The sequence below is a fragment of the Bradyrhizobium sp. LCT2 genome (genome assembly GCF_009931255.1).
Classification (GTDB): Bacteria; Pseudomonadota; Alphaproteobacteria; order Rhizobiales; family Xanthobacteraceae; genus Bradyrhizobium; species Bradyrhizobium diazoefficiens.
The window spans coordinates 7,438,218-7,463,654 of the sequence record NZ_CP034432.1 but is presented as its reverse complement, the minus strand read 5'-3'; the positions used below and the strand labels follow the sequence as shown (position 1 = coordinate 7,463,654).

25 protein-coding genes and 1 tRNA gene are annotated in these 25,437 nt (G+C 65.3%); 16 read left to right on the top strand and 10 right to left on the bottom strand.

All coding sequences use genetic code 11. The annotated features are described in order from the left end of the window. Positions 1-13: 13 nt before the first annotated feature. The 6 genes from EI171_RS35360 to EI171_RS35335 all read right to left on the bottom strand — a co-directional run bounded on the left by EI171_RS35360 (position 14) and on the right by EI171_RS35335 (position 5,991). Complete coding sequence (locus EI171_RS35360) at positions 14-1,207, bottom strand: CaiB/BaiF CoA-transferase family protein (RefSeq protein ID WP_161536052.1); 1,194 nt, start codon at positions 1,205-1,207, stop codon at positions 14-16. A 36-nt stretch (positions 1,208-1,243) separates the two neighbouring features. Next, positions 1,244-2,173, bottom strand: a complete 930-nt coding sequence (locus EI171_RS35355) for a glycine reductase (protein ID WP_161536051.1) — start codon at positions 2,171-2,173, stop codon at positions 1,244-1,246. A gap of 287 nt (positions 2,174-2,460) precedes the next feature. Further along, complete coding sequence (locus tag EI171_RS35350) at positions 2,461-3,042, bottom strand: NUDIX domain-containing protein (protein WP_161536050.1); 582 nt, start codon at positions 3,040-3,042, stop codon at positions 2,461-2,463. 16 nt (positions 3,043-3,058) lie between these two features. Beyond that, positions 3,059-3,499 (bottom strand): GNAT family acetyltransferase, encoded by a 441-nt coding sequence (locus EI171_RS35345; RefSeq protein ID WP_161536049.1) that lies wholly within the window; start codon positions 3,497-3,499, stop codon positions 3,059-3,061. Then, entirely contained in the window at positions 3,496-4,923 is a 1,428-nt protein-coding gene (locus tag EI171_RS35340; RefSeq protein ID WP_161536048.1) for an FAD-binding oxidoreductase, read from the bottom strand. The genes EI171_RS35345 and EI171_RS35340 overlap by 4 nt, the downstream gene beginning before the upstream one ends. A gap of 78 nt (positions 4,924-5,001) precedes the next feature. Continuing rightward, positions 5,002-5,991, bottom strand: coding sequence for an L-threonylcarbamoyladenylate synthase (locus EI171_RS35335; protein ID WP_161536047.1), 990 nt, complete (start codon positions 5,989-5,991; stop codon positions 5,002-5,004). A gap of 68 nt (positions 5,992-6,059) precedes the next feature. On the opposite strand from EI171_RS35335, the gene EI171_RS35330 reads away from it, so the two are divergent. The 3 genes from EI171_RS35330 to EI171_RS35320 all read left to right on the top strand — a co-directional run bounded on the left by EI171_RS35330 (position 6,060) and on the right by EI171_RS35320 (position 8,847). After that, positions 6,060-6,136: transfer RNA gene (locus EI171_RS35330), tRNA-Pro, on the top strand. A gap of 133 nt (positions 6,137-6,269) precedes the next feature. Next, complete coding sequence (locus tag EI171_RS35325; RefSeq protein ID WP_210253961.1) at positions 6,270-7,988, top strand: hypothetical protein; 1,719 nt, start codon at positions 6,270-6,272, stop codon at positions 7,986-7,988. Positions 7,989-8,136: 148 nt separating this feature from the next. Then, on the top strand, positions 8,137-8,847 hold the full coding sequence (locus EI171_RS35320) for an NUDIX hydrolase (protein WP_161536045.1): 711 nt from the start codon (positions 8,137-8,139) through the stop codon (positions 8,845-8,847). A 6-nt stretch (positions 8,848-8,853) separates the two neighbouring features. Here EI171_RS35320 and EI171_RS35315 read toward each other — a convergent pair whose 3' ends face one another. The 3 genes from EI171_RS35315 to EI171_RS35305 form a co-directional block, all read right to left on the bottom strand. Continuing rightward, positions 8,854-9,180 (bottom strand): hypothetical protein, encoded by a 327-nt coding sequence (locus tag EI171_RS35315; RefSeq protein ID WP_028175643.1) that lies wholly within the window; start codon positions 9,178-9,180, stop codon positions 8,854-8,856. 204 nt (positions 9,181-9,384) lie between these two features. Continuing rightward, positions 9,385-9,609: a hypothetical protein gene (locus EI171_RS35310; RefSeq protein ID WP_011085360.1), complete on the bottom strand. Its 225-nt coding sequence runs from the start codon at positions 9,607-9,609 to the stop codon at positions 9,385-9,387. A gap of 210 nt (positions 9,610-9,819) precedes the next feature. Then, a complete protein-coding gene (locus EI171_RS35305; RefSeq protein ID WP_011085361.1) occupies positions 9,820-10,080 on the bottom strand; it encodes a hypothetical protein in 261 nt (86 codons plus the stop codon). Between the two features lie 203 nt (positions 10,081-10,283). Here EI171_RS35305 and EI171_RS35300 point away from each other — a divergent pair, with 203 nt between their 5' ends. The 5 genes from EI171_RS35300 (at position 10,284) to EI171_RS35280 (ending at position 15,200) form a co-directional block, all read left to right on the top strand. Beyond that, the gene (locus EI171_RS35300; RefSeq protein WP_011085362.1) at positions 10,284-11,243 is read left to right on the top strand and encodes an N-carbamoyl-D-amino-acid hydrolase; all 960 of its coding nucleotides are present in this window, start codon (positions 10,284-10,286) and stop codon (positions 11,241-11,243) included. Positions 11,244-12,506: 1,263 nt separating this feature from the next. After that, the gene (locus EI171_RS35295; RefSeq protein WP_028175391.1) at positions 12,507-13,061 is read left to right on the top strand and encodes a TetR/AcrR family transcriptional regulator; all 555 of its coding nucleotides are present in this window, start codon (positions 12,507-12,509) and stop codon (positions 13,059-13,061) included. A gap of 51 nt (positions 13,062-13,112) precedes the next feature. Continuing rightward, positions 13,113-14,306, top strand: a complete 1,194-nt coding sequence (locus EI171_RS35290; protein ID WP_011085364.1) for an MFS transporter — start codon at positions 13,113-13,115, stop codon at positions 14,304-14,306. 126 nt (positions 14,307-14,432) lie between these two features. Then, positions 14,433-14,852, top strand: a complete 420-nt coding sequence (locus EI171_RS35285; protein ID WP_011085365.1) for a hypothetical protein — start codon at positions 14,433-14,435, stop codon at positions 14,850-14,852. 138 nt (positions 14,853-14,990) lie between these two features. Continuing rightward, positions 14,991-15,200: a hypothetical protein gene (locus EI171_RS35280; protein WP_161536043.1), complete on the top strand. Its 210-nt coding sequence runs from the start codon at positions 14,991-14,993 to the stop codon at positions 15,198-15,200. Between the two features lie 257 nt (positions 15,201-15,457). Here EI171_RS35280 and EI171_RS35275 read toward each other — a convergent pair whose 3' ends face one another. Then, positions 15,458-16,435, bottom strand: coding sequence for a LysR family transcriptional regulator (locus EI171_RS35275; protein ID WP_011085366.1), 978 nt, complete (start codon positions 16,433-16,435; stop codon positions 15,458-15,460). A 119-nt stretch (positions 16,436-16,554) separates the two neighbouring features. Here EI171_RS35275 and EI171_RS35270 point away from each other — a divergent pair, with 119 nt between their 5' ends. The 8 genes from EI171_RS35270 to rpe all read left to right on the top strand — a co-directional run bounded on the left by EI171_RS35270 (position 16,555) and on the right by rpe (position 25,285). Next, positions 16,555-17,592: a class 1 fructose-bisphosphatase gene (locus tag EI171_RS35270; RefSeq protein ID WP_060912962.1), complete on the top strand. Its 1,038-nt coding sequence runs from the start codon at positions 16,555-16,557 to the stop codon at positions 17,590-17,592. A 12-nt stretch (positions 17,593-17,604) separates the two neighbouring features. Next, positions 17,605-18,480 (top strand): phosphoribulokinase, encoded by an 876-nt coding sequence (locus EI171_RS35265; RefSeq protein WP_011085368.1) that lies wholly within the window; start codon positions 17,605-17,607, stop codon positions 18,478-18,480. A gap of 16 nt (positions 18,481-18,496) precedes the next feature. Further along, positions 18,497-20,515 carry a transketolase gene (gene tkt, locus EI171_RS35260; protein ID WP_161536042.1) on the top strand — a complete coding sequence of 673 codons (2,019 nt, stop codon included), beginning with the start codon at positions 18,497-18,499 and terminating at the stop codon, positions 20,513-20,515. Positions 20,516-20,527: 12 nt separating this feature from the next. After that, positions 20,528-21,613, top strand: a complete 1,086-nt coding sequence (gene fba / locus EI171_RS35255) for a class II fructose-bisphosphate aldolase (RefSeq protein ID WP_028175387.1) — start codon at positions 20,528-20,530, stop codon at positions 21,611-21,613. Between the two features lie 31 nt (positions 21,614-21,644). Next, positions 21,645-23,105 (top strand): form I ribulose bisphosphate carboxylase large subunit, encoded by a 1,461-nt coding sequence (locus EI171_RS35250; protein ID WP_161536041.1) that lies wholly within the window; start codon positions 21,645-21,647, stop codon positions 23,103-23,105. 11 nt (positions 23,106-23,116) lie between these two features. Then, positions 23,117-23,521, top strand: a complete 405-nt coding sequence (locus EI171_RS35245) for a ribulose bisphosphate carboxylase small subunit (protein ID WP_011085372.1) — start codon at positions 23,117-23,119, stop codon at positions 23,519-23,521. 97 nt (positions 23,522-23,618) lie between these two features. Next, positions 23,619-24,551 (top strand): CbbX protein, encoded by a 933-nt coding sequence (cbbX, locus tag EI171_RS35240; RefSeq protein WP_161536040.1) that lies wholly within the window; start codon positions 23,619-23,621, stop codon positions 24,549-24,551. Continuing rightward, on the top strand, positions 24,548-25,285 hold the full coding sequence (rpe, locus tag EI171_RS35235) for a ribulose-phosphate 3-epimerase (protein WP_060910899.1): 738 nt from the start codon (positions 24,548-24,550) through the stop codon (positions 25,283-25,285). The genes cbbX and rpe overlap by 4 nt, the downstream gene beginning before the upstream one ends. The last annotated feature ends 152 nt before the right edge of the window (positions 25,286-25,437 follow it).

Here is a 25,437-nt window from a genome sequence, read left to right as displayed (position 1 = left end):
TTTTGCTGGAGAGTCACACAATCTCCCGCGCCCGCAGCGTCGCGATCTCCGCCGCATCGAAGCCCAGCTCGCCGAGCACCGCGTCGGTATCCGCGCCCAGCTCCGGCGCCATCCGGTCCAGCTTGCCGCCGCCATGCGCGAGCTTGAATCCGCTGCCGGCAAAACGCAGGCGGCCATAGGGCGTGTCCAGCTCCTGGATCGCACCGCGTGCCTGCACTTGCGGATGATCGATCACTTCCTCGACCTTCCAGATGCTGGCGCAGGGCGCGCCGGCGTCTTCGAGAATTGTCTCCCACTCGCGCGCCGGCTTTTTCGCGAGCGCCTCTTCGATGATGGCGCGCAGGGCCGGCTCGTTCTCGTTGCGCGCGAACCAGTCGGCGAAGCGCGGATCGGACAGCGTGTCCTCGCGGCCGAGCGCGCCCATCAGCGCGCGGTACTGTTTCTCGTTGTTGACGGCGAGCAGGATGTGGCCGTCGCCGCATTTGAACAGGTTCGCCGTGGTCCGGCGGCTCACCGCCTGGTTGCCCGAGAGCTGCTGGCGATGGCCGGCGACCGACCAGTCCGCGATCTGCCCCGAGAGAAACGCCAGCGTCGCCTCCAGCATCGAGACGTCGATGAGCTGCCCCTTGCCGGTGCGGTCGCGCTGGTACAGCGCGCTCGATACGCCGAACGCGGCCGTGGCGCCCGAGAGCACGTCGCATACCGCAAAGCCCGCGCGCGTCGGCCCGGTCTCCGGATGGCCCGTAATCGCCATGATGCCTGATAGCGCCTGCATCTTGCCGTCATAGCCGGGCCGCAAGCGGTCCGGGCCGGTCTGGCCGAAGCCCGAGACGGCGCAATAGATCAGCTTTGGATTGATCGCGGACAGCGCCTCATAGCCGATGCCGAGCTTGTCCATCACGCCCGGGCGAAAGTTTTCCATGACGACGTCGACCTGGGCGGCAAGCTTCTTCACGATGGCGATCGCATCTGGCTTCTGCAAATCGAGCGTCAGGCTGCGCTTGTTGCCGTTGATGGCCTGGAACGCCGGCGCCAGCCCGCGCTCGGCCCATTCGCGGCTGAGCGGCGTGCGGCGCATGTCCTCACCCTCGCGCCGCTCGACCTTGATGATGTCGGCCCCCAGCAGCGCGAGCTGGTAGCTCGCATAGGGGCCGGCCAGCACTTGCGTGAAATCCAGGATCTTTACGCCCTCGAACGGTCGCGTCACGTCGCTCTCCCTTTTTGTTTTGGTTGTCGGAGGACGTCAGGCGGCGCGGTTGCCGCGCGCGATCTCCTTCTGCTTGTCGAATTCGGCGCGGCGGCGCGCCAGCTCTTCAGGCGAGAGCTGCGCGACATTGTTGTAGTCGAGCTTCCAGGAGGCGTCCTCGCTCCAGCGCAGCGGCGACTGCATCGTGGTCTGCGGATCGCTCGCGGTCTCGAGCAGCCTGAGTGCGAGCTCGAGCGTCTGCGCCTGCGAGGTGACATCGTGCGGCTTGCCGGCGGAATTGCCGAGCGGGAAGTCGGAGAACAGGAAGCGCGGCACGGCGGCGTGCTCGATGATGTCCTTGGCGCAGCCCATGATCACGGTCGGAATGCCGTTCCGCTCCAGATGCCGCGCCACCAGCGCGGTGGTCTGGTGGCAGACCGGGCAGTTCGGCACCAGCACCGCGACATCAACCTTGTCGGCAAGGCAGCGCGCCAGAATCTCCGGCGCGTCGGTGTCGAGCGTGACGCGATGGCTGCGGTTGGTCGGCGCGCCGAAGAAGCGCGGGGCCACTTCACCGATCCGGCCCGCGGCGGACGCCTTCAACAGCTGCGGCAGCGGAAACCAGGTGCCGCTGTCGGTCGCCGAGGTGTGCTTGCGGTCGTAGCCGATGTGCGAGATGCGCAAATCGTGCTGCTGCGACGTGTCGCCGTCATAGACCTGGTAGAATTTGGCGCTGCCATTATACGCCGCGCCCGGCCCCTGGTCGCCCTTGGCGGGATCGTACGGCGCAGCCGTGGTGATGATGGTGACGCGCGATTGCGAAAGCGGTTTCTTCAGCGGCCGGAACGGCGCCTCGACATGATGTGCCCAGCGGTACGGCGTGGTGTAGCCGATCGCCGCGTAATAGTCGCGGGTGCGCTGCATGTAGGGGACGGGGGAGTCGTAGTCGGGCGCAAAGCCGAATTCGTCGTCGCGCGAAGCGGACATGGGCGCGTCTCCTGGTTCTTGTTGAGAGCTAGACTAGAGATAGTCGGCTGTGAGCTCAACAGGGGGAGGGACGGCGCCGGCCAGAATTGCTTGCATAGGAGAGCCGCTTGCGCCGTCTCCCCTCTCCCCTTGTGGGAGAGGGTGGCTCGCCGCGATAGCGGCGAGACGGGTGAGGGGTTCTCTCCGCGAGTCCAACTCTCATTCGAATTTGCGGAGGCAAACCCCTCATCCGGCGCTTCGCGCCACCTTCTCCCACAAGGGGAGAAGGGAAGAAGACGGCTCGCGAATTATCTAAAGACATGCAGCGCCGCATATTGCAGCAGCATGATCGCCTTGGCGTCGATGATCCGTCCGTCGGCGATCATCGCCAGCGCTTCGTCGATGCCAAGCTCCAGCACCTCGATGTCCTCGCCCTCGTGCTCGAGGCCCCCGCCGTCGCTGACGCGCATCTCCGGTTCGTATTCGGCGACGAAGAAGTGCAGCTTCTCGGTCACCGCGCCCGGGCTCATGAAAGCCTCGAACACCTTGTGGACGTGGTGCAGGCGATAGCCGGTTTCCTCCTCGGCCTCGGCGCGGATGCGCACCTCGGGAGAGGCATCGTCCAGCACGCCGGCGGCGGCCTCGATCAGGAGATCGTCGTAGCCGCGGATGAACACCGGCAGGCGGAACTGGCGCACCAGGATCACGGTGCGCCGCGCGCGATTGTAGGGCAGCACGGCGGCGGCGTTGTCGCGCTCATAGGTTTCCCGGTGCTGCGTCTGCCACTCGCCGTTGGCGCGCCGGTACTCGAACGTCGTGCTCTTCAGGGGAGTCCAGTTGTCCGAGAGCACGCGAACGTCCTTGATGCGGACGCGGTCGGAAATGGTCATGGCTGTTTTCCGGGAGCTAGGGAGTCGAAGCGCGGCCGTCGAGCCACTTCTGGAACATCAACGAGGTGGATTCCTCGAAGCCCAGCGACTGGTAGAACGCGTTGGCCTGCGCGTTCTCGCGGCGGACCAGGAGCTGGAGCTTGGCGATGCCGGCCTGGCGCAGCCAGTCCTCGGCCGCCGCCATGACCGCCCGGCCAAAACCGCGCTTGCGGCCATCGGGGTCGACGGCGACGTAATAGACCCAGCCGCGGTGGCCGTCATGGCCGACCATCACGGTGGCGACGATCGCGCCGGACTCACGGCCGATCAGCACGGTCGAGTTGTCGCGCCGCCGCGCCAGCGCGATGTCGGCATGCGGGTCGTTCCAGGGCCGCGTCAGGCCGCAGCGCTGCCACAGCGCGACGACCGGCTCGACGTCGGCGTCGCTGACCGCATCGATCGTAAGTGAGACGCTCACAGCACCTTCCCCGGATTCATGATGCCGAGCGGGTCGAGCATTGCCTTGATGGCGCGCATCAGCTCGATCGCGGTCTTGTCCTTCACCTCGGGCAGCTCGTCGCGCTTGAGCACGCCGATGCCGTGCTCGGCCGAGATCGAGCCGCCCATGCGCAGCACGATCTCGAACACCACCGCGTTCATCTCGTGCCAGCGCGCCAGGTAGTCCGCGGTGTCGGCGCCGATCGGCTGGCTGATATTGTAGTGCAGGTTGCCGTCGCCGAGATGGCCGAACGGCACCGGCCGCGCGCCGGGGATCAGCTTCACCACCGCGGCATTGGCTTCGTCGATGAAGGCGGGCACGGCGGCGACGGGCACCGAGATGTCGTGCTTGATCGAGCCGCCCTCCGGCTTCTGCGCCGACGACATCTCCTCCCGCAGCTTCCAGAAGCCGTTGCGCTGGCTGAGGTTGGCCGCGATCACGGCGTCGTCGACGATCTTCTCCTCCATCGCGCGGGTCAGGATCGTTTCCAGCGGCGTGCGGGCATCGTCGCCCGGCGAAGACAATTCCATCAGCACGTACCAGGGATGCTTCTCTGCAAGCGGATCGCGCACGTCGATGCCGTGGCGGACCGAGAAGTCGACCGCCATCTCCGACAGCAGCTCGAAGCTCGTCAGCGCATTGGCGGCTTCGCCCTGCGCGATCGTCAGCAGCTTGAGCGCCGCGGCCGGCGACTTCAGCCCGACGAAGGCGGTCTCGACCGCCCGCGGCTTCGGAAACAGTTTCAGCGTCGCCGCCGTGATGATGCCGAGCGTGCCTTCCGCGCCGATGAAGAGGTTGTGCAGATTGTAGCCGGTGTTGTCCTTCTTCAGCTTCGACAGCACGTTGAGCACGCGCCCGTCCGCGAGCACGACCTCCAGCCCCAGCGCCATCTCGCGCGCGACGCCATAAGCGAGCGCGGCGGTGCCGCCGGCATTGGTCGAGAGATTGCCGCCGATGGTGCAGCTTCCTTCCGCGCCGAGCGAGAGCGGAAACAGTCGGTCCACGTCGGATGCCTTCTGCTGCGCGATCTGCAGCACCACGCCGGCCTCGCAAGTCATGGTGTTGGAGGCGGTATCGACCTCGCGGATCTTGTCCAGCCGACGCAGCGACACCACCACCTCGCCATTGTGCGGGGTCTGGCCGCCGACGAGCCCGGTGTTGCCGCCCTGCGGCACCAGCGCGATTTTGTGCGCGGAGGCGAGCTTGCAGATTTCGGAGACTTCAGCGGTCGAGCCCGGACGCAGCACCAGCGGCGAGCGGCCGTGGAACAGATTGCGCTCCTCGGTGACATAGGCCTCGATGTCGGCCGCATCCGTGATCGCGTGGCGCTCGCCGACGATCTTGCGGAATTGCTCGATCAGCTCGGGCGCAAGCGGAGGAGTGGCAGGCTTGTTGATGTTCATTGTCTCGTCTCTACTTCGCTCTTATCTCTTGCACATGATCTTATCGGAAAACCGCTTCACACTTTTCCGGATCATGCGCTATCTCGCCACCGCAGCCCGGCGCAGCCGGTCATTGATCGCTTCGCCCAGATCGTCTTCGGGGATCGTCATCACCGCGATCGCCCGTGGCCCCTTCGCATCGAGCGCCCGAAGATAGCCGAACAGATTGGCGGCGGCTTCATCGAGATCAGCGGTGGGCGACAAATTCATGACGGCCGCTGCGGCGTCGAGGCCGGGCAGGCGTGAGGGCCCGAACGCCAGCAGCGCCTCGCCCGGCGCCACCTCGCGCGCATTGAGCCGCACATTGGCGCGCGGCGCGTAATGCGAGGCCAGCATGCCCGGCGCCAGCGGCTGACTGTCGTCGCTCCCGGCCTCGGCCGGCGGCCGCGCCAGGGCTGCGCCGAGCACGGCCTCGATCCGCTCGCGCGACAGTCCGCCGGGCCGGAGCAGCATCGGCGCATTGAGGCAGCCGACAATGGTGGATTCGACGCCGACCGCGACCGGCCCGCCGTCGACGATCAGGTCGATTCGCCCGGAAAGGTCGCTCTCGACATGGGCGGCCAGCGTCGGCGAGACGTGGCCGGATATGTTGGCGGACGGCGCCACCACGGCCCCGCCAAAAGCGCGCAGGATCGCCTGCGCCACCGGGTGGGCGGGAATCCGGATTGCGACGGTGTCGAGGCCCGCGGTGGCGAGATCCGCCACCGGGCAGCCGTCCGTCTTCGGCACCACCAGCGTCAGCGGCCCCGGCCAGAACGCCTCCGCCAGCTTCAAGGCGCGCGCGTCGAACCGGCCAATGGCCTGCGCGGCGGTAATGTCGGCGACATGGGCGATCAGCGGATTGAAGGCCGGCCGCCCCTTGGCGGCATAGAGATGGGCGATCGCGGTGGCATTGGCGGCGTCCGCGCCGAGCCCGTAGACCGTCTCGGTCGGAAACGCGACCAGCCCCCCGGCGGCAAGCGTCCGGGCGGCGGCCCTGGCGGCGGCATCGCCAGCCGGTAAAATCAGCGTTTCAAGACCCGTTTTCACAGGGATAAAATTCCTCAACTCGGCCGCTTGCGGTGCGCCAAACCCGACGCTATAAGCCGGCCTCTTGTCGGAGTGTGGCTCAGCCCGGTAGAGCACTGCGTTCGGGACGCAGGGGTCGCAGGTTCGAATCCTGCCACTCCGACCATTCTTTCAAAAGTTACCGTTTTCCAGAGGCTTGGCGGCCCGGCCGCCGGCGCCTCGGGAGCGCCTTTTTGCAACGATTTTCGGGGCGGGTCCACGGCCGATTTGGCCCAAGCAGGGCCGTCTGTGCGCGCGGCATGGCTCGCAAAGCTCGTCCCGCCGGCCAGCGCCTTGATGGCGTGAAGCGCGTCGCAAGGTTCACGAACGCGAATGGTGTCGTTGGAGCAGGGTTCGCTCCGGCTTCTTCGGCTGCCGAAAAGTTCAACTTAAGCTCGCATTCATTTTGTAATACACATTACGCATTGTTTTTTTTCTTCTTAAGGCATTGCGCCATGGAATTGACCCCCAACAATTTGGACCAGCTTTCCGGCATTGCCCAATGCCTTGACGATCAGTGGGCCCCGCCGGATATCGCCCAGGAAGCTGCAGAAAGTGAAAAGCCGCTTTCCGACTACGCCAAGCGGATACAGCCGGCGATGAAGATGGAGTTCTTCAAGGCGCTGCTCACGCTGCGTTCGGTGGTGGTCAATCGCGCGTACCTTCTCCACAATGAGGCGGTCAAGGAGCTCTATCTCGGCGGAGATTCGGAGGCGGAGTCGTTCGAAAGACTCGTGCAGGAACGCGCAATCATCCCATTCCTCTACGACGAGCGGCAGCTCTCGGACTTCAAGGGCACGGACCTGTCCCGCGATGTCGAGGACTACTGGGTCGAGGCCGAGGCGAAGGGTACCAACAAGCTGCGATTGAGTTGGGACGACAAGCGAAACGGGACCCTGATCACCGATCACATTTCCAAGCGCTTTGGAGGTTTCTTCAAGACGATCGACGATCTCAGGCCTGATCTGCTTCGCAACGACTTCTCGCTTTCGACATTCGATGACGAGAGCATCAGGCAGATGCTCAAGAATATGCGCGACTTTGCCAATCGGGTGCAGGACGAGACCGGCCGCCCGGTCAAACGCAAGGAAATCTATCACGAGTTCGTCTGCGTCGGCGGCCTGCACAAGGACCACCTGGTTTTTGATCTCAAGAAGCCGCTGGCCATGCAGATCAAGGCGCTCGCGGACCTCAAGTACAACGTCAATTTGCCGGATGTTCTCAACCGCTATGTTGTCACGTCCCAAGGGTCGACCAGCCGTGAGTGTTTGCAGGAGATCAAGGAACTCACGGAGGGTATCAAGGAGGTGGACGAGAAGGAGTTGCAGGATCTCATGATGGCTGTCGCCGGGGTCGGTCTGGACATCGCCAGTAAAGCCGTTCAATTGACCGACATTGGTTCGGTGGGCCTGGACGACATCGTGGCAGTCCGGAACGATCCGATATGGGCGTTGCATCATCAGATCGCTGTCGAGAATCTGCCGGACAACAAGCGGCCGATGTCGGAGCAGAAGTTTGTTCAGGATCCCCTGGAGTCCATTCGGCGCGTCTCCGGTTCGCTGGGCAACGTCGTCGAGCGTTTAGGCCAGATCCAGCGCGACAGTCGCCTCCGCGAAGCCACTGAGCGTTGGGAGGTTCGACTGAGTGCGCTGGGCATTTTCGAAATGGTCGCCTCGGAAGCCGGCCACGCGTTTGGCTTGCCACATCTGCCCGAGGATCCGGTCAGCGAACACTCGCTGTCGCGAGGGATGGTGCCTCTCGTCGCTCACGCGGTCGTCTATCTCGAAGGAGGCGGGTTGAAGTATGAAATCAAGCAGCCGGTCTTTCAGGGTAAAATCTGGGCGGAAACCGCCGCAAAGATCGCTCGGGAGGTTCGTGGCCGACTGTCGTTCGAGGGGACCGAGATTGCGCCGACGGGCGATCAATTGCGTCCCGACCAGCAGGGCGGCGGACTTGAGGTCAAGGATCGGGACGATTGAATTGCGGCGCGACGCGCGGGAAGGCGGGCGGCGGGCAAGGAATTGCCGCCAAAACGACAAGAAGCGGCTCGACCGTGATCGTGGTTCACTGGCCAGCTGGTGGCAGCGGCAGGCCCGTATCAATCTTTATCGTTGACCAGGGGAAATGATGCTCGATCCAGCAGCCGGCATCGAGGCCTATTTCGAGGCGCTCGCCGAATACCCCCGGCTCTTCGAGCCGCGCCGATATCGGCGGCTCGTGCTCGACCGTGCCCGCCTGGAGAGCTACGCGCGCGAGCATGGTGTCGCGCTCGGGCTTACCTTCTCCAACGACTACGTGCTCGTGCTTGTCGATCTGGTCGAGGTGGGCGAAGGCCCGGCCACGATCGTCCATCCTTATTTTCGGATCGTCTCGCGCGGTCAACTGCTGGGTGGGCACAATGTCGTGGTGGTGGCCACGGTTGCCGACCCGAAGCTTGGGAGTGTCGGCGACATCGTGATGGTCGAGCAGGAGCGTCATGCGCTCGGACGGCTCATGCTGGAGCTGCCGCGCGGATTTGCCGAGCCGGGGATCGGGTTGGAGGCCAATGCCTTGAAGGAGTTGGAGGAGGAGACCGGCTATCTCGGTGCCGAGCCGCGGCTGATCGGAACCGTCTTGACGGATACCGGCCTGATGGACAACGAGGTCCACATCGTGCACGCCTCGGTCGTCGGCCGCCGGGAGCGATCTCCCGAGATCCGCGAGGTCATTACCCGAACTCTGTTGATGCCGGCCGATATGATCTGGTCGAAAATCCTGTCGCGCGAGATCAAGGACAGCTACACGCTCGAGGCAATCGGGATCTGGAGCAGGCTGTCGACGCACAGCACTTCTCGATGATGCTCGCTACCGCCGCGCCACCAGCACGCCCACCAGGAACGCCACCATCAGCGACGGCAGCGGCGCCTCGCGCACCATGCTGCGGACGATGTCCGGCCAGTGCTGCTCCGGGACCAGCCTTGGAGACCTGACTTCGGCGATCGGCGTCATGCCCCAATCCGACGCGAGGTCGGCGATCTCGCTCGCGGCCAGACGCGAGCCGTCGCGGACGCGGAAGATGGCGGCCTCCGATCGCTCGCGCGGCGCGAGCGCCATCAGCGTCGCGATCGCCGTGCGCAACGTCATCTCGCCAAAACCTTGCAGCCTCACCGATTCCTCGGGCTCCGACGTCATGCGAGATCCCTCACAGCGCGAAGTGGTGCGCGATGGTGAATGCTGCCGTCGCGCACAGGACCAGCGTGGAAACCGCGCCGGCCACGCCGCGCGCGAGATGGGCTCGCGTCAGGTGCCTGGTCATGATTTTGCTCCATGCTCCGCATGGCAATGGCGGCGGCGGATGTTGGTTCCCAACGCGACGCCGAATCGCCGCCGTCCCGCCTACTTCCGCAGCAATTCGCTCAATGCCGCGGTCGCCTCGGCGCAGCGGATGTCGTCGATCTCGCGCGACAGGCTGAGTGCGCTTGATCTCAGCTCTTCGACCTTCCAGCTCTCAGGATGCTGGCTTTCGAGCTGACTGAGACGCTTGTTCAGATCGTCCAGTCTGGATTGGAGCTGCCCGATGCTGGCGGCCCCGTTCACTTTCCAAACGCGTTGTGCACGCATCGTAGTTCCCCTGTAGTCTCACGGCGTTGTGAGCGGGGTTCGTGGCTGGAATGGGAGTTTCTTTTGTCCGGCTTCAGACCGTGGGGAACCGTTGCAAAAGGGCAACGCGCGTTCCTGCGCGTCGACCGGCGCGGACAGTGCTACCGCCCATAGCCCGCGCCCTCCTGCATATGCCGTCGCGTTGCCGGGTCGGGCCCGGCACTGTTCGCGTCAGGCGGCGTGCGGCCAGTCGGTTGATCGCTTTTCAATGCGGCTTTCCAGGATCGCGATGCTCACCTGGAGGTTGTCGCGCCGGGCTCTCAGGTTCTGCGCGAGTATCGGGTAGGCGAGATTCTTTGGATCGGAGATTCCGGCCTTCCGCTCTTCCTCCAGAATGTCGGCGTCGAGCAATTGCGCGCGCCAACGCAGATCGGAGATCAGGGCGTGGAGCTGTGTCGGGATAGTCGCTTCGAAACGGGACGTCGGCTGCATATGATCGCCTCACTATGAAACAGGCCCACTGCGGGTCTGAGGGATTGGCGGAAGATCAGCAAGGAGAGTGCCAGCGCGCCGGCCGAGGGCGAAGGCCTGCCTTGTCGTTGGGCATCGTGCCGGACAGCGAGGCTGTGCGCGTGACGCGTCGCGCGTTAGGGTCTGCCTCGACGTGATTCCGAAAGAGAACAAAGGAACGACGCGTGGCGAGATTTGTGACTATCGCGGCCGGCCAGCTTGGCCCGATTGCCCGAGCTGAGACGAGGACGGAGGTCGTGGCGCGGCTGATGGCGTTGATGCGCCAGGCGCGGGCCAACGGCTGCGACCTGATCGTCTATCCCGAGCTCGCCCTGACCACGTTCTTTCCGCGCTGGTATTTCGAGGACCAGGCGGAGATCGACGCCTTCTTCGAGCGCGAGATGCCGGGGGCGCAGACGCAAGCGCTATTCGACCTCGCGCGCGAGATCGGTATCGGGTTTTACCTCGGCTATGCCGAGCTGACGGTCGAGGCCGGCGTCGCCAGGCGCTACAACACCTCCATTCTGGTGGACAAGAGCGGCGCGATCGTCGCGAAATACCGCAAGGTTCATTTGCCCGGCCATGCCGAGCATGAGCCATGGCGCGAATTTCAGCATCTGGAAAAGCGCTACTTCGAGCCCGGCAGCGGCTTTGGCGTGACCAATGCCTTCGGCGGCGTGATGGGAATGGCGATCTGCAACGACCGCCGCTGGAGCGAGACCTACCGGGTGATGGGCCTGCAGGGCGTCGAGATGGTGATGATCGGCTACAACACGCCGGTGCACAATCCGCCTGCGCCCGAGCACGACGATCTCTCGCTGTTCCACAATCACCTGGTGATGCAGGCCGGCGCCTACCAGAACGGCACCTTCGTGGTCGGCGTCGCCAAGGCCGGCATCGAGGAGGGCGTCGACCACATCGGCGGCAGCTGCATCATCGCACCTTCGGGTGAGATCGTCGCGGCGTGCACGACCAAGGGCGACGAGATCGCGCTGGCGCGCTGCGACCTCGATCTCTGCAACTCCTACAAGCGCACCACCTTCAATTTCGACGTCCACCGCCAGCCCCGCGCCTACGGGATGATCGTCGAACGCAAGGGCGTGACGACGATGGCGGATGGGACACAAGTGCCGACGAAGGGGTGATGCTCCCGCCCGTTGTCTTGCGTTTCCGTCTCTCCCGCGTCGTCCTTGCGAAAGCCAGGACCCATTACCACAGGGAGAAGTTTGGCGAAGACTGGTTGGGCGGGACTAATACTGCCTTAAATCGATAAACCTCGCGGTATGGGTCCTGGCTTTCGCCAGGACGACGGTTGAGTTGAGCGCTTCCCAGATCCGCGGAGCGTCACGGTTGCCCGACGGGCAAAACACCTGCGAAGCTGTCAACCCGCCTTCGCTAAAATATTCCACTTTACCGAAATTCGGAAATGGCGTACGTCTCGCCCATCCCGGCTCATCCTTGAGGGGCGATCTTGTGTCGTCACGTTTCGCGAGCCGGGCCTGCGGTGGACGCGGCAGCGTCGGGCGCGAGAGGTTGGGGGCAGGGCGGATTGCTCTCCGTGAGCCCAAAACTTCGTGCCGACGAGCGGCGCTGTCAGGTTCGTCTCGTTTGTAAGTTTCCGGCTCCGTCGACAGGGCTGGAAAAACTGCGGCGAAATGGCGATCCGTGCGTACGGCAAAACCGTGTGGTCCTGGCCGTCGTTGCTACGGTCAAGCTCTTGCGGATGCGGCAGTCGCGTCGACCGGCGCGATGTCGGCGACTTTCGCGAGAGTGAGGGAGGCCAGAACGAACTCGGCTCCCGGGAGAGCACGGCATAAGCCGTCCAACCACTGCGCAGGGAAGGCCGAGTGATTGGCTACACCTGTATGCTGCTGTGCGGTTCTTTTGCGCTACATCTTCGCGCAGCGGACCGCGGGTGCCAGCCGGCACCCGGCCTTCCCTGCGCCCTCTTGGCTCAAGAGGGTGGAGCGATCAAGCAAAGCTCGGGCGAAATGCGCCGCGAGGATGCGGAGCTGTGTCCTCTGTTTGAGAATCTCAAAATCGATGATGCGGGCTCAAATTTATGACCGTCACCCTGAGGTGCGCGCGCTGCTGCGCGCAGCGCTGCAGAGCAAGCCTCGAAGGGCGACGGCCCGGCTGCATTGTGGCCGCTCATCCTTCGAGGCTCCCCATGGGACGCGCCGCGTCCCATCGCTCGCACCTCCGGCGACAACGGCTTCGCCGTTGCGCGGGGATGACGGGACCAGCAGTGCAGTCCCTGCAAACCGGCCAGCCCACGCCTCACCCCAGCAATCACAACCAGGTGTCTTGATTAGGAAACAATCATTCCCTATTATCCCGCAATGCAAAAATCCGCCCGCCGATCGCAAGCCACAGCCCAGCCACCCGGCCGTCCCCGGGAGTTTGACATGGACACCGCCCTGGACGGGGCGGTGCGGGTGTTTTGCGAGCGCGGCTATCATGCCACCTCGATCGGTGACCTCACCGCCGCGATGCGGCTTGCCACCGGCAGCGTCTACAAGGCGTTTCGCGACAAGCACGCCGTGTTCCTTGCCGCCTTCGAGCGCTACGCCACGGTGCGCCGGGAGCAGACCCGCACCGCAGCCGCGCGCGGTGCGAACGGCCGCGAGCGGCTGCGCCATGTGCTGCTGTCCTATGTCGAGCACTCCCAGGGCAGCGAGGGGCGCCGCGGCTGCATCGTGGTCGGCAGCGCGGTCGAGCTCTCCGCGGTCGATCCTGCGGTCCGCGCCCGCGTCAATGCGCAGCTCGCGACCAACGAGAACTTCATCGCCGGCCTCATTCGCGAGGGGCAGGCCGACGGCTCGATTCCCCGCCATGTCGCGGCCGACGACACCGCGCGGCTGATGATCTGCATCACGCAAGGAATGCGCGTCGTCGGCAAGGCGCGCCTGCCGCTCGACGGGACGCGCCTCGTCGGCGTCGCGATGAAGCTGCTCGCCTGAATTCTTGTCATATTAGGGAATGATCGTTCCCAATCTCTGGAGACCGTGTAAATGACGATGAATGCCACCATCGAGACCGCGCCCGAACCGGATGCGGTGTCGCAGCGCCTGACCTTCGTGCTTGCCGCGGCCTGTGGCATGGTCGCCGCCAACATCTACTATGCCCAGCCGCTGATCGCCCCGATCAGCGCCGCGCTGGGCCTGTCGCACGCCGCCGCCGGGCTGATCGTCACCATGACGCAGATCGGCTACGGCACCGGGCTGCTCTTCATCGTGCCGCTCGGCGATCTCGTCGAGAACCGTACGTTGATTTGCTCCGTCATCACGCTCGGCGCCGTGGCGCTGCTCGCAGCCGCGTTCGCGACGCACGCCCTGCCGTTCCTGATCGCCGCGCTGTTCATCGGGCTCGGCTCGGTCGCGGTGCAGATCATCATTCCTTATGCGGCGCATCTGGCGCCGGAGGCCATCCGCGGCCGCGTCGTCGGCAACGTCTCGACCGGCCTGATGCTCGGCATCATGCTGGCGCGCCCGGTGTCGAGCTTCGTCACGGCGGCCTCGTCATGGCATGCGGTGTTCTTCGCCTCCGCGGCGCTGATGATCGTGCTCGCAGCCGTGCTCTGGATGGTGCTGCCGACGCGCAAGCCGGTGGCGCGCATGCATTACGGCACGCTGCTGCTGTCGATGCCGCATCTGGTGCGCACCATGCCGCTGCTCCGGCGGCGCGCACTCTACCAGGCGAGCCTGTTCGGTTGCTTCACCCTGTTCTGGACGGTCGCGCCCCTCCAGCTCGCCTCCGAGTTCGGCTTCTCCCAGCGCGGCATCGCGCTGTTCGCGCTGGCCGGTGTCGCCGGCGTGTTCGCCGCGCCAATCGCGGGGAGGCTCGCCGATCGCGGCCATAGCCGCATCGCGACGCTGATTGCGATGTTGCTGGCGGCCGCGGGCTTCCTGGTGACCTATATCGGCGCGGCCGGCTCGATGCTGAACCTCGCCTGCCTGGTCGTGGCCGCGATCGCCATCGATATCGGCGTCCAGGGCAACGTGGTGCTCGGCTTCCGCGCCATCTTCGCGCTCGGGCACGAGCATCGCAGCCGCCTCAACGGCCTCTACATGGCGACGTTCTTCGCGGCCGGCGCGGCCGGCTCCGCGGTCGGCGCCTGGGCCTTCGCGCAAGGCGGCTGGGCGCTTGCATCGGGAATCGGCCTCGCTCTGCCCGTCGCGGGCCTGCTCTATGCGGCCACGGAGTAGCAGCGGGATGGTGCGATGCGGCGTTTACCAAACGCCCGGGCATGCGTTTTCCGCCTCGCGATTTCCTTGCCGCTGTAGTACTTTGGTCGCAAGCGGGCCCGGTTAACGGGCGGCAGGGGGAGGCTGATGAGGCGTGCGGGGCTGTTTGGCGTACCGTGGGTACGGCCATGGTCGTGGCAGGCGTTTCTGCTGGGATTGGTCGTCGTCGGACTATCGGCGGTGTTTCAGGGCATCTGCGTCGCGCTCGGCGCAAAACTCTATTTCGCGGCGTTCCTGCCTGGCCTGTTCGTGCTCGGACTTGTCGCGGGCGCGCCGGCGGCGGCGTTCGCCGCGTTGCTCACCATTCCGCTGGTGTGGTGGGCGTTCATGCCGCCCTTCTTCGAGTTCAATGCGCTGACCAGCGCAAACACCGATTCCATCAACCTGTTCTGCCTCCTCGCCGTGCTCCTGATCGGCCTTGCCGATCTCTGCCGGGAGACGATGACGATCGTCAACCGCGGCGGGCTGAAGCGTTCGGGCGAGAGCGCGGCAACGAATTCGCAATAAATCGGCGATGCGCTCGCGCCCACGTTGCGCGCGCGCAACAGTCCGGCAACCATTCGCAAGCTTGCCGCGCGCCGCTAACTTTTCGAAAAAGATTTGGCCGCAATTTCTCCCCCGGGAATGACGAGGGAGTTTTCGGACATGAACGGCCAGATCAACGGGAACGCCATCTTGGAGAACGTGCGCCGCTATCGCGGCATCGCATCGCTCTATCGCCAGACTGCTGCATTCCGCCCGGGCCAGAGCTGGTCGCTGCTGGAGCAGGCGAGGGATTGGGAAGCGCGGGCGCTGTCGGAGCTGGAAGCCTATTTCGCCACGCACATGGATCACACCGCTCCGCGCGCGGCCTGATCGTTAACCATCGCCGCAAGCAGACCGGCGACGAACATCGGCGATCGCTGGCTTCATTCGGCAGCGGAACCCGTGGCGACTACGGGGTTACCCCGGCGCCCGCACATGATAGCCAGTCGCCCGGATCTCCTTCACGTCGGCCGGGGGCGAGCGATGACCACCTTCAACCGTATCTTCACGACAGAGCGCCTGCTTCAGATCATCGTCATCCTCGCGGCGACGATCGCAATGAAGCTGATGGGCTGAGCATCGGCGAGCTAGCGCTCGCCGAACTCGGGCACGTCGGGCAGATAGTTCGACCCTTCCGAGCCCAGAAAGTCGAACATCGCCTGTGCCGGCGGCAGCAGCACCTTGTCGCTGCGGCGGATCACGTACCATTGCCGCACGATCGGCAGGCCGGCGACGTCGAGCACGATCAGCCGGCCCTCGGCAAGCTCGTGCGCCACGGTGTGGGCCGAGATGAAGGCGATGCCGAGCCCGGCGATCACCGCCTGCTTGATGGTCTCGTTGCTGCTCATCTCCATGCCGATGACCGGCTCGAGATCCGACTTCTGGAACATGCCCTCCATGAGCGTGCGCGTGCCCGAACCCGGCTCGCGGGTCAGGAAGGTCTCGTGCACGAGGTCGGTCAGGCTGAGGCCGGAATCCTTCTCCAGCCAGTGCCCCTTGCGAGCGACGATGATGTGCGGATTGCGTCCGAGCTGACGGACGTCGACGCTGACGTCGGCCGGTGGCCGACCCATCACCGCGAAATCGAGGTCGTAGCCGTGCATGGCCTCGCGGATCTCCTCGCGATTGCCGATGGTGAGCCTGATCTCGATCTTCGGGTACCGCTTGGTGAAAGCCGCGATCGCATGCGGGACGAAATACTTCGCGGTCGAGACCGCGCCGAGATGCACGGTGCCGCCGGTTCGCCCCGCGAGCAGGTCGAGCGCGCCCTGGCAGTCCATGATCGCGGCCTCGACGCGCTCGGCGAGCGCCAGAACCTCCTTGCCGGCTTCCGTCAGCAGCATGCCGTCGCCGGTCCGCTGCACCAAAGGCAGGCCGGCGAGGTCCTGAAGCTGGCGCAACTGCTGGGTCACAGCCGGCTGCGTCAGGCCGAGATGGCCGGAGGCCGCCGTCACGCTGCCCTTGGCCGAAAGCGCCGCGAGCGAGCGAAGCTGCCGGATCGTCAGATGCCGGAGCTGGGCCGCCGCATGGCTGGGGCCATTATAAGAAAATTCTTTGGCGCTCATTATGAATAGAAATTTTCCTTATTAAGTCTCCCCTGTCAATCTCCTCATGCCGGGACCGACCGCATCGACCTCCACCGGGGAGGGAAATGGATGCGGCGCCGGCCAGGGGATGGACGCAGATGACCGGGCAACTCAGGCTGGACGACCACCTTCAACGGTACTCGGAGACCGCACCCCACGCGCTGGCGGTGGCGACCGCGGTCGATGCCATCGCGGCGGCGGCGATCGAGATCGCCGACCTCATCGGCGCCGGCGATCTCGCGGACGCCTCGGGCCTGACCACGGGCCGCAACAGCGACGGCGACGTCCAGCGCGATCTCGACGTGCAGGCGGACGCGATCCTGCGCCGCTGTCTCGGCAAGCTGCCGATCGCAGCGCTGGCGTCGGAGGAGATGCGCGAGCCGCAGATCGGCGACCGCGCGGCCAGGATCTGCGTCGCGATCGATCCGCTCGACGGCTCCTCCAACATCGACATCAACATGACCGTCGGCACGATCTTCTCGATTCTGCCCGCGCCCGACGATCTCGCGCTCGCCTTCCATCAGCGCGGCTCGGCACAGTTCGCGGCGGGCTTCGTCACCTACGGTCCGCAGACCTCGCTGGTGCTGACGCTCGGCGACGGCGTCGACATCTTCACGCTCGACCGCAAGGCCGGCTGCTTTCGCCTCGCGCGCAGCGCCATCCAGATCTCCGAGGCGGGCGAGGAGTTCGCGATCAACGCGTCGAATCGCCGGCATTGGGATCCTCCGGTGCGTGCCTTCATCGACGAATGCCTCGCCGGCGTCGAAGGCCCCGCCAATCACGATTTCAACATGCGCTGGGTCGGTTCGCTGGTCGCGGAGGCCTATCGCATCCTCACCCGCGGCGGCGTGTTCCTCTATCCCTCGGACGCGCGGCCCGGCTATGGCGACGGCCGCCTGCGCCTCACCTACGAGGCGCATCCGATGGCCTACATCATCGAGCAGGCCGGCGGCTCGGCCTCGACCGGACGCGAGCGCATCCTCGACCTGTCAGCGCAAAGCCTGCACCAGCGCGTGCCGCTGATCATGGGCTCGAGCAACGAGGTGCGGCGCGTCGAGGAGCTGCATTGCGATCCGCTGCTGGTTGCCAGCATCTCAGCGCCGCTGTTCGCGCGGCGCGGCTTCTTCCGGCTGTAAGCGAGGCGTCCCATGTCCAGGAAGCATCCGATCATCTCCATCACCGGCTCCTCCGGCGCGGGCACCACCTCGGTCAAGAAGACCTTCGAGCAGATATTCTTCCGCGAGAAGGTCAATGCCGTCTACATCGAGGGCGACGCCTTCCATCGCTACGACCGCGCCGAGATGCGCACGCAGATGGCGAAGGAGGCCGAGCGCGGCAACAGGCATTTCAGCCATTTCAGCCCCGAGACCAATCTGTTCGAGGAGCTGGAGCGTGCCTTCCGCGACTACGGCGAGACCGGCACGGCGGTGACGCGACACTATGTGCACGATGCCGAGGAATCTGCGCTGCACGGCACGCCTCCCGGCACCTTCACGGAATGGGAGCGGCTGCCGGAGAATTCGGACCTGCTGTTCTACGAAGGCCTGCACGGCGCCGTCGTCACCGACAAGGTCAACGTCGCGCGTTATGCCGACCTCAAGATCGGCGTCGTGCCGGTCATCAATCTCGAATGGATCCAGAAGCTGCACCGCGATCGCAGCGCGCGGGGCTATTCGACCGAGGCCGTCACCGACACCATTCTGCGGCGGATGCCGGATTACATTCACTACATCTGTCCGCAATTCACTGAGACCGACATCAATTTCCAGCGCGTGCCGACCGTGGACACCTCCAATCCGTTCGTCGCGCGCTGGATTCCGACGCCGGACGAATCGATGGTCGTGATCCGCTTCAAGAACCCGCGCGGCATCGACTTTCCCTATCTGCTCTCGATGCTGCCGCACAGCTGGATGTCGCGCGCGAATTCGATCGTGTGTCCCGGCGCCAAGCTTGATCTCGCGATGCAGCTGATCCTGACGCCGCTGATCATGCAGCTGATCGAGCGCAAGCGAAACCTGAAGTGAACAAGGGGAGAATTCGATGAACATCTCCGTCCATGCCGAAGCCGACGTTACGGCTGTCGCGCATAACGATCTCGCCAACGCCGTCCGCTTCCTCGCGATCGATGCCATCGAGACATCGCAGTCCGGCCATCCCGGCCTGCCAATGGGCATGGCCGATGTCGCGACCGTGTTGTTCTCGCGTTTCCTGAAGTTCGACTCGGCGCACCCGAGCTGGCCGGACCGCGATCGCTTCGTGCTGTCGGCGGGCCACGGCTCGATGCTGCTTTATGCGCTGCTCCATCTCACCGGCGGCGCTGTCAGCCTCGATGACATCAAAGCGTTCCGGCAATGGGGTTCGAAGACGCCGGGCCATCCCGAGTATGGCCACACGCCGGGCGTCGAGACCACGACGGGGCCGCTGGGGCAGGGCATTGCCACTGCCGTCGGCATGGCGCTCGCCGAGCGCATGGCCAATGCGCGGTATGGCGATGGGCTCGTTGACCACTTCACCTATGTCATCGCGGGTGACGGCTGCCTGATGGAAGGCATCAGCCAGGAGGCGATCTCGCTTGCCGGCCATCTCCAGCTCGGCCGCCTGATCGTGCTGTTCGACGACAACGGCATCTCCATCGACGGGCCGACGTCGCTTGCGACATCGGACGACCAGCTCGCGCGCTTCGCCGCCTCCGGCTGGTCGGTGCGCCGCGTCGATGGGCACGATCCCGAAGCCGTTGCGCAGGCGATCGCCGAAGAGCGCGAGACCGCAAAACCGTCGCTGATCGCCTGCCGCACCGTCATCGGTTATGGCGCCCCGGACCGGCAGGGCACAGAGAAGGCCCATGGCGCGCCGCTCGGCACCGAGCAGACCACGGCGGCGCGCCGAACGCTCGGCTGGGATTATCAGCCGTTCGTGGTGCCGATCCCGATCCTCAAGGCGTGGCGCATGATCGGACAGCGCGGGCAGGTCGAGCGTCTCGCCTGGCTCGATCGCTACGAGAGTGCGACGCCCGAGCAGCGCGATTTGTTCGTCGAAGGCAAAGTCGTCGCTCTGCCGGCCGCCTATGCGCTGGCCGCGGCGAAGTTGCGCGAACGTTTTGCGAGCGAGCGGCCGAAGCTCGCGACGCGGCAGGCCTCGCAACAGGTGCTCGACGGCATCGCCGGGACAATTCCGGGCCTCGTCGGCGGCTCTGCGGACCTGACCCATTCGAACCTGACCCATGCCAAGCCGCAGACTCCGGTCACGCGCGGCGCGTTCGCCGGCGACTATATCCACTACGGCATCCGCGAGCACGGCATGGCCGCTGCGATGAACGGCCTCGCGCTGCACGGTGGCTTCATTCCCTATGGCGGCACGTTCCTGGCGTTCTCCGACTATAGCCGGCCGGCGATCCGCCTTGCCGCCTTGATGCGGCTGCGCGTCATCCACGTGATGACGCACGACTCCATCGGTCTCGGAGAGGACGGCCCGACGCACCAGCCGGTCGAGCATCTCGCCGCGCTGCGCGTGATCCCGAACCTCCTGGTGTTCCGCCCGGCCGACGCGGTGGAGACGCTCGAGGCCTGGGACTGCGCCCTAGCGGCGGAGCATCGTCCCTCCGTGCTCTGCCTGTCGCGGCAAGCCTTGCCGACGTTCCGCAGCGATGCGCGCGGCAGAAACCGAGTTGCGCGCGGTGCCTATCTCGTGGTCTCGCCGGACGGCGGCCGCGATGTGACGCTGATGGCGACCGGCTCGGAAGTCTCGATCGCGCTGGAAGCCGCCCGCCTGCTCGCGACCGAGCACATTCGCGCGGCCGTCGTCTCGGCGCCCTGCCTCGCGCTGTTCGAGGAGCAGCCGGAGGATTATCGCGCCACCGTGCTCGGCACCGCGCCGCGTGTCGGGATCGAGGCGGCCGTGCTCGGCGACTGGCCGCGCTGGATCGGCGCCGACGGTGAATTCGTCGGCATGCGCGGCTTCGGCGCCTCGGCGCCGGCGCCGGTGCTGTATCGCGAATTCGGCATCACCCCGCAAAGCATTGCGGAAGCCGCCCGCCGGGCGATCGCCCGCAAGAGCCAATAAGGAGGACGACCCTTGGCCCGTATCACCCTTCGCCAACTGCTCGATCACGCCGCCAGCCACGGCTACGCGGTGCCGGCGTTCAACATCAACAACATGGAGCAGGGCATCGCGATCATGCAGGCGGCCGCCGAGGTCGATGCGCCCGTGATCATCCAGGCCTCGCGCGGCGCGCGCAGCTATGCCGGCGATCTCATGCTTTCGCACATGATCGACGCGCTGGAGCGGACCTACCCGGACATCCCGCTCTGCATGCACCAGGACCACGGCAATGACGAGGCGACCTGCGCGTCCGCCATCGCGCACGGCTTCACCTCGGTGATGATGGACGGTTCGCTGAAAGCCGACGCCAAGACCGCGGCCGACTACGACTACAATGTCGCGATCACCCGCCGCGTCGTCGATCTGGCCCATTGGGTCGGCGCCTCGGTCGAAGGCGAGCTCGGCGTGCTCGGCTCGCTCGAACATGGCGGCGGCGAGCAGGAGGATGGTCACGGCGTCGAGGGCAAGGTCAGCCACGACCAGTTGCTGACCGATCCCGACCAGGCCGTCGATTTCGTCCGCGCCACCAAAGTGGACGCGCTCGCCATCGCGATGGGTACCTCGCACGGCGCCTACAAGTTCAGCCGCAAGCCCGATGGCGATATCCTGGCGATGCGGGTGGTCGAGGAGATTCACCGCCGGCTGCCGAACACGCATCTCGTCATGCACGGCTCGTCCTCGGTGCCGCAGCCGCTCCAGGACATGTTCAACCAGTTCGGCGGCGAGATGCCGCAGACCTGGGGCGTGCCGGTCGAGGAGATCGTGCGCGGCATCAAGAGCGGTGTGCGCAAGGTCAATATCGACACCGACTGCCGCCTGGCGATGACTGCCGTGTTCCGCAAGGTCGCGGCGCAAAGTCGCAATGAGTTCGATCCGCGAAAATTCCTTAAACCGGCGATGGACGCGATGCGCGACCTCTGCCGCGAGCGCTTCGAGCAGTTCGGCACCGCCGGCCACGCCGGCAGGATCAAGGTCGTTCCCCTGAGCGAGATGGCGCGGCGTTATCGCGCCGGCGAGCTCGATCCGCGCGTCGATGCCCGAGAGTCAGTCGCCGCCTAGTCATTCAGAGAGAGAAGAACAGGAGAGAGTCATGAACGCACATACCGGCACGGTTCGCGGCAAGGAGCGTTATCGCTCGGGCGTCATGGAATACAAGCGCATGGGCTATTGGGAGCCCGACTACACGCCAAAGGACACCGACGTCATCGCGCTGTTCCGCGTCACGCCGCAGGAGGGCGTCGATCCGATCGAGGCGTCCGCTGCGGTTGCCGGCGAGTCCTCGACCGCGACCTGGACGGTGGTGTGGACGGATCGCCTGACGGCCGCGGAGAAATATCGCGCGAAATGCTATCGCGTCGATCCGGTGCCGGGCACGCCGGGCTCGTATTTCGCCTACATCGCCTACGACCTCGACCTGTTCGAGCCGGGCTCGATCGCCAACCTCTCGGCCTCGATCATCGGCAACGTGTTCGGCTTCAAGCCGTTGAAGGCGCTGCGGCTCGAGGACATGCGTTTCCCCGTCGCCTATGTGAAGACGTTCCAGGGGCCGGCGACCGGCATCGTGGTCGAGCGCGAGCGACTCGACAAGTTCGGCCGGCCGCTGCTTGGCGCAACCGTGAAGCCGAAGCTCGGGCTTTCGGGGCGCAATTACGGCCGCGTGGTCTACGAGGCACTGAAGGGCGGGCTCGACTTCACCAAGGACGACGAGAACATCAACTCGCAGCCCTTCATGCATTGGCGCGATCGCTTCCTCTATTGCATGGAGGCGGTGAACCGCGCACAGGCGGCGTCGGGCGAGGTGAAGGGCACGTACCTCAACATCACCGCGGGAACGATGGAGGACATGTACGAGCGTGCGGAGTTCGCGAAGGAGCTCGGATCCTGCATCGTCATGATCGACCTCGTGATCGGCTACACCGCGATCCAGTCGATGGCCAAGTGGGCCCGGCGCAATGACATGATCCTGCATCTGCATCGCGCCGGCCACTCGACCTATACGCGGCAGAAGAGCCATGGCGTGTCGTTCCGTGTCATCGCCAAATGGATGCGGCTCGCCGGCGTCGATCACATCCACGCCGGCACGGTGGTCGGCAAGCTCGAAGGCGATCCCAACACCACGCGTGGCTACTACGATGTCTGCCGCGAGGATTTCAATCCGACCAAGCTCGAGCACGGCCTGTTCTTCGACCAGTCCTGGGCGAGCCTGAACAAGATGATGCCGGTGGCCTCCGGCGGCATCCATGCCGGCCAGATGCACCAGCTGCTCGATCTGTTGGGCGAGGACGTCGTGCTGCAATTCGGCGGTGGCACGATCGGCCATCCCATGGGGATTGCGGCCGGCGCGATCGCCAACCGCGTGGCGCTGGAAGCGATGATCCTCGCCCGCAACGAGGGGCGCGACTACGTCCACGAAGGCCCGGAGATCCTGGCCAAGGCAGCCCAGACCTGCACGCCGCTCAAGTCCGCGCTCGAGGTCTGGAAGGACGTGACCTTCAACTACCAGTCCACCGACACGCCGGACTTCGTGCCAACGGCGCTGGAAACCGTTTGAGGAGATGAGACATGAAACTGACTCAGGGCTGCTTCTCGTTCCTACCCGATCTGACCGACGACCAGATCTATAAGCAGGTGCAGTATTGCCTCGCCAAGGGCTGGGCGGTGAACATCGAGTTCACTGACGATCCGCATCCCCGCAACACCTATTGGGAGATGTGGGGCCTGCCGATGTTCGACCTCCAGGACGCCGCCGGCGTGATGATGGAGCTCGCGGAGTGCCGCAGGGTGTATGGCGACCGCTACATCCGCATCAGTGGCTTCGATTCCAGCCCTGGCTGGGAGTCGGTGCGAATCTCCTTCCTCGTCAACCGGCCGCCGCAGGAAGCCGAATTCGAGCTGGTGCGCCAGGAAGTGGGGGGACGCGCAATCCGCTACACCACCGTGCGAAAGGCTCCCGCACACGTGTCCTGATCATCCGTTTCCGCGCGGAGCTCTCCCTGCTCCGTTTCCTTGGCGGACCACTGCTTCGCCGCCTCCCCGCGGCGAAGCTCTTTTCTTCGAGGTGCCGATGCTTGACGTGCCCCATGCTACGACCGCCGAAGGCGGCGAGACCAATTTCGATCTCCGCAAGGAAGCCGAAGCGGCCGGGATCACGGATACGCTGCAGCAGCTCGAGCAGGAGCTGGTCGGCCTCCGGCCGGTCAAGAACCGTGTGCGCCAGATCGCTTCGCTTCTGCTGATCGAGCGCATCCGGCAGCGTGCGGGCCTCGCCTCCGCACCGCCGACGCTGCACATGTCGTTCACCGGCAATCCCGGCACCGGCAAGACCACCGTGGCGCTGCGCATGGCGAAGATCCTGCACGGGCTCGGTTTCGTGCGGCGCGGTCAGGTGATCTCCGTGACGCGTGACGATCTCGTCGGCCAGTATATCGGCCACACTGCGCCGAAGACGAAGGAGATCTTGAAGAAGGCGATGGGCGGCGTGCTGTTCATCGACGAGGCCTATTATCTGCACCGGCCGGACAATGAGCGCGACTACGGTCAGGAGGCGATCGAGATCCTGCTTCAGGTGATGGAGAACCAGCGCGAGGATCTCGTCGTGATCCTCGCCGGCTATGGCGAGCGAATGACCAGCTTCTTCGCCTCCAATCCCGGCTTCCGTTCGCGCATCGCCCACCACGTCGAGTTTCCGGACTATGCGGAAGCCGAGCTGCTCGTCATTGCCGAGCTGATGCTGAAGGAGCGCGGCTATCGCTTCTCGGCGGCCGCGCGCGAGGCCTTTGAGAGATACATCGCGCTGCGGCGGACCCAGCCGTTCTTCTCCAACGCCCGCTCGATCCGCAATGCCGTCGATCGCATGCGGTTGCGGCAGGCCGATCGCCTGGTGTCCGATCTCGACCGGGTGCTCGACATTTCCGACCTCGAAACCATCGACCCCGTGGACGTGCTGGCGAGCCGCGTCTTCAGCGGCGGGGCCGACGTGCGGAGTGCAAAGCCATGACCAGCGAGATTCTTATCGCCCCCTCGATCCTGGCTGCAGACTTCGCCCGTCTCGGCGAGGAGATCGCGGCCATCGACGCGGCCGGCGCCGACTGGATCCATTGCGATGTCATGGACGGACATTTCGTCCCGAACATCAGCTTCGGCGCCGACGTCATCAAGGCGATCCGGCCGGTGACGAAGAAGGTCTTCGACGTGCATCTCATGATCGCGCCGGTCGATCCTTATCTCGAGGCGTTCGCGAAGGCCGGGGCCGATGTCATCACCGTTCATGCCGAAGCGGGCCCGCATCTCGACCGCACACTGCAGGCGGTCCGTGCGCTCGGGAAAAAGGCCGGCGTCAGCCTGTGCCCGGCGACATCGGAAAGCGCGATCGAATACGTGCTCGACCGTATCGATCTGGTGTTGGTGATGACGGTCAATCCGGGCTTTGGCGGCCAGTCTTTCCTCGAGTCCCAGCTTGAAAAGATCAAGCGCATTCGAACCATGATCGGCGACCGGCCGATCCGGCTCGAGGTCGATGGCGGCATCACGCGCGAGAACGCAGCTGCTGTAGCCGCCGCGGGTGCCGATACGCTCGTAGCGGGTTCCGCGGTGTTCCGCGGCAAGAGCAGCGCCGACTACGCCGGCAACATCGCGGCCATTCGCGTCGCCGCCGAGGCCGGCCGGGTTCCGAAGCTGCAGGATATTTCGGTGCAGCCGATGCGCGCCGGCGAAAGCGTGCGCGTCCGGTAGACTACGGGAGCCGTGCACTCCGGGTGCCGGTTGTGCCAACGCGTGCCACTTTCCTCCGGGGTTCCACGGAACTGCCGCACAAGGCGATCGGATTCCTTCAGGCCGGGGTAACCACCGCGTCCGAGGCGAAAGCGCGATTAACGCCCGCGCAA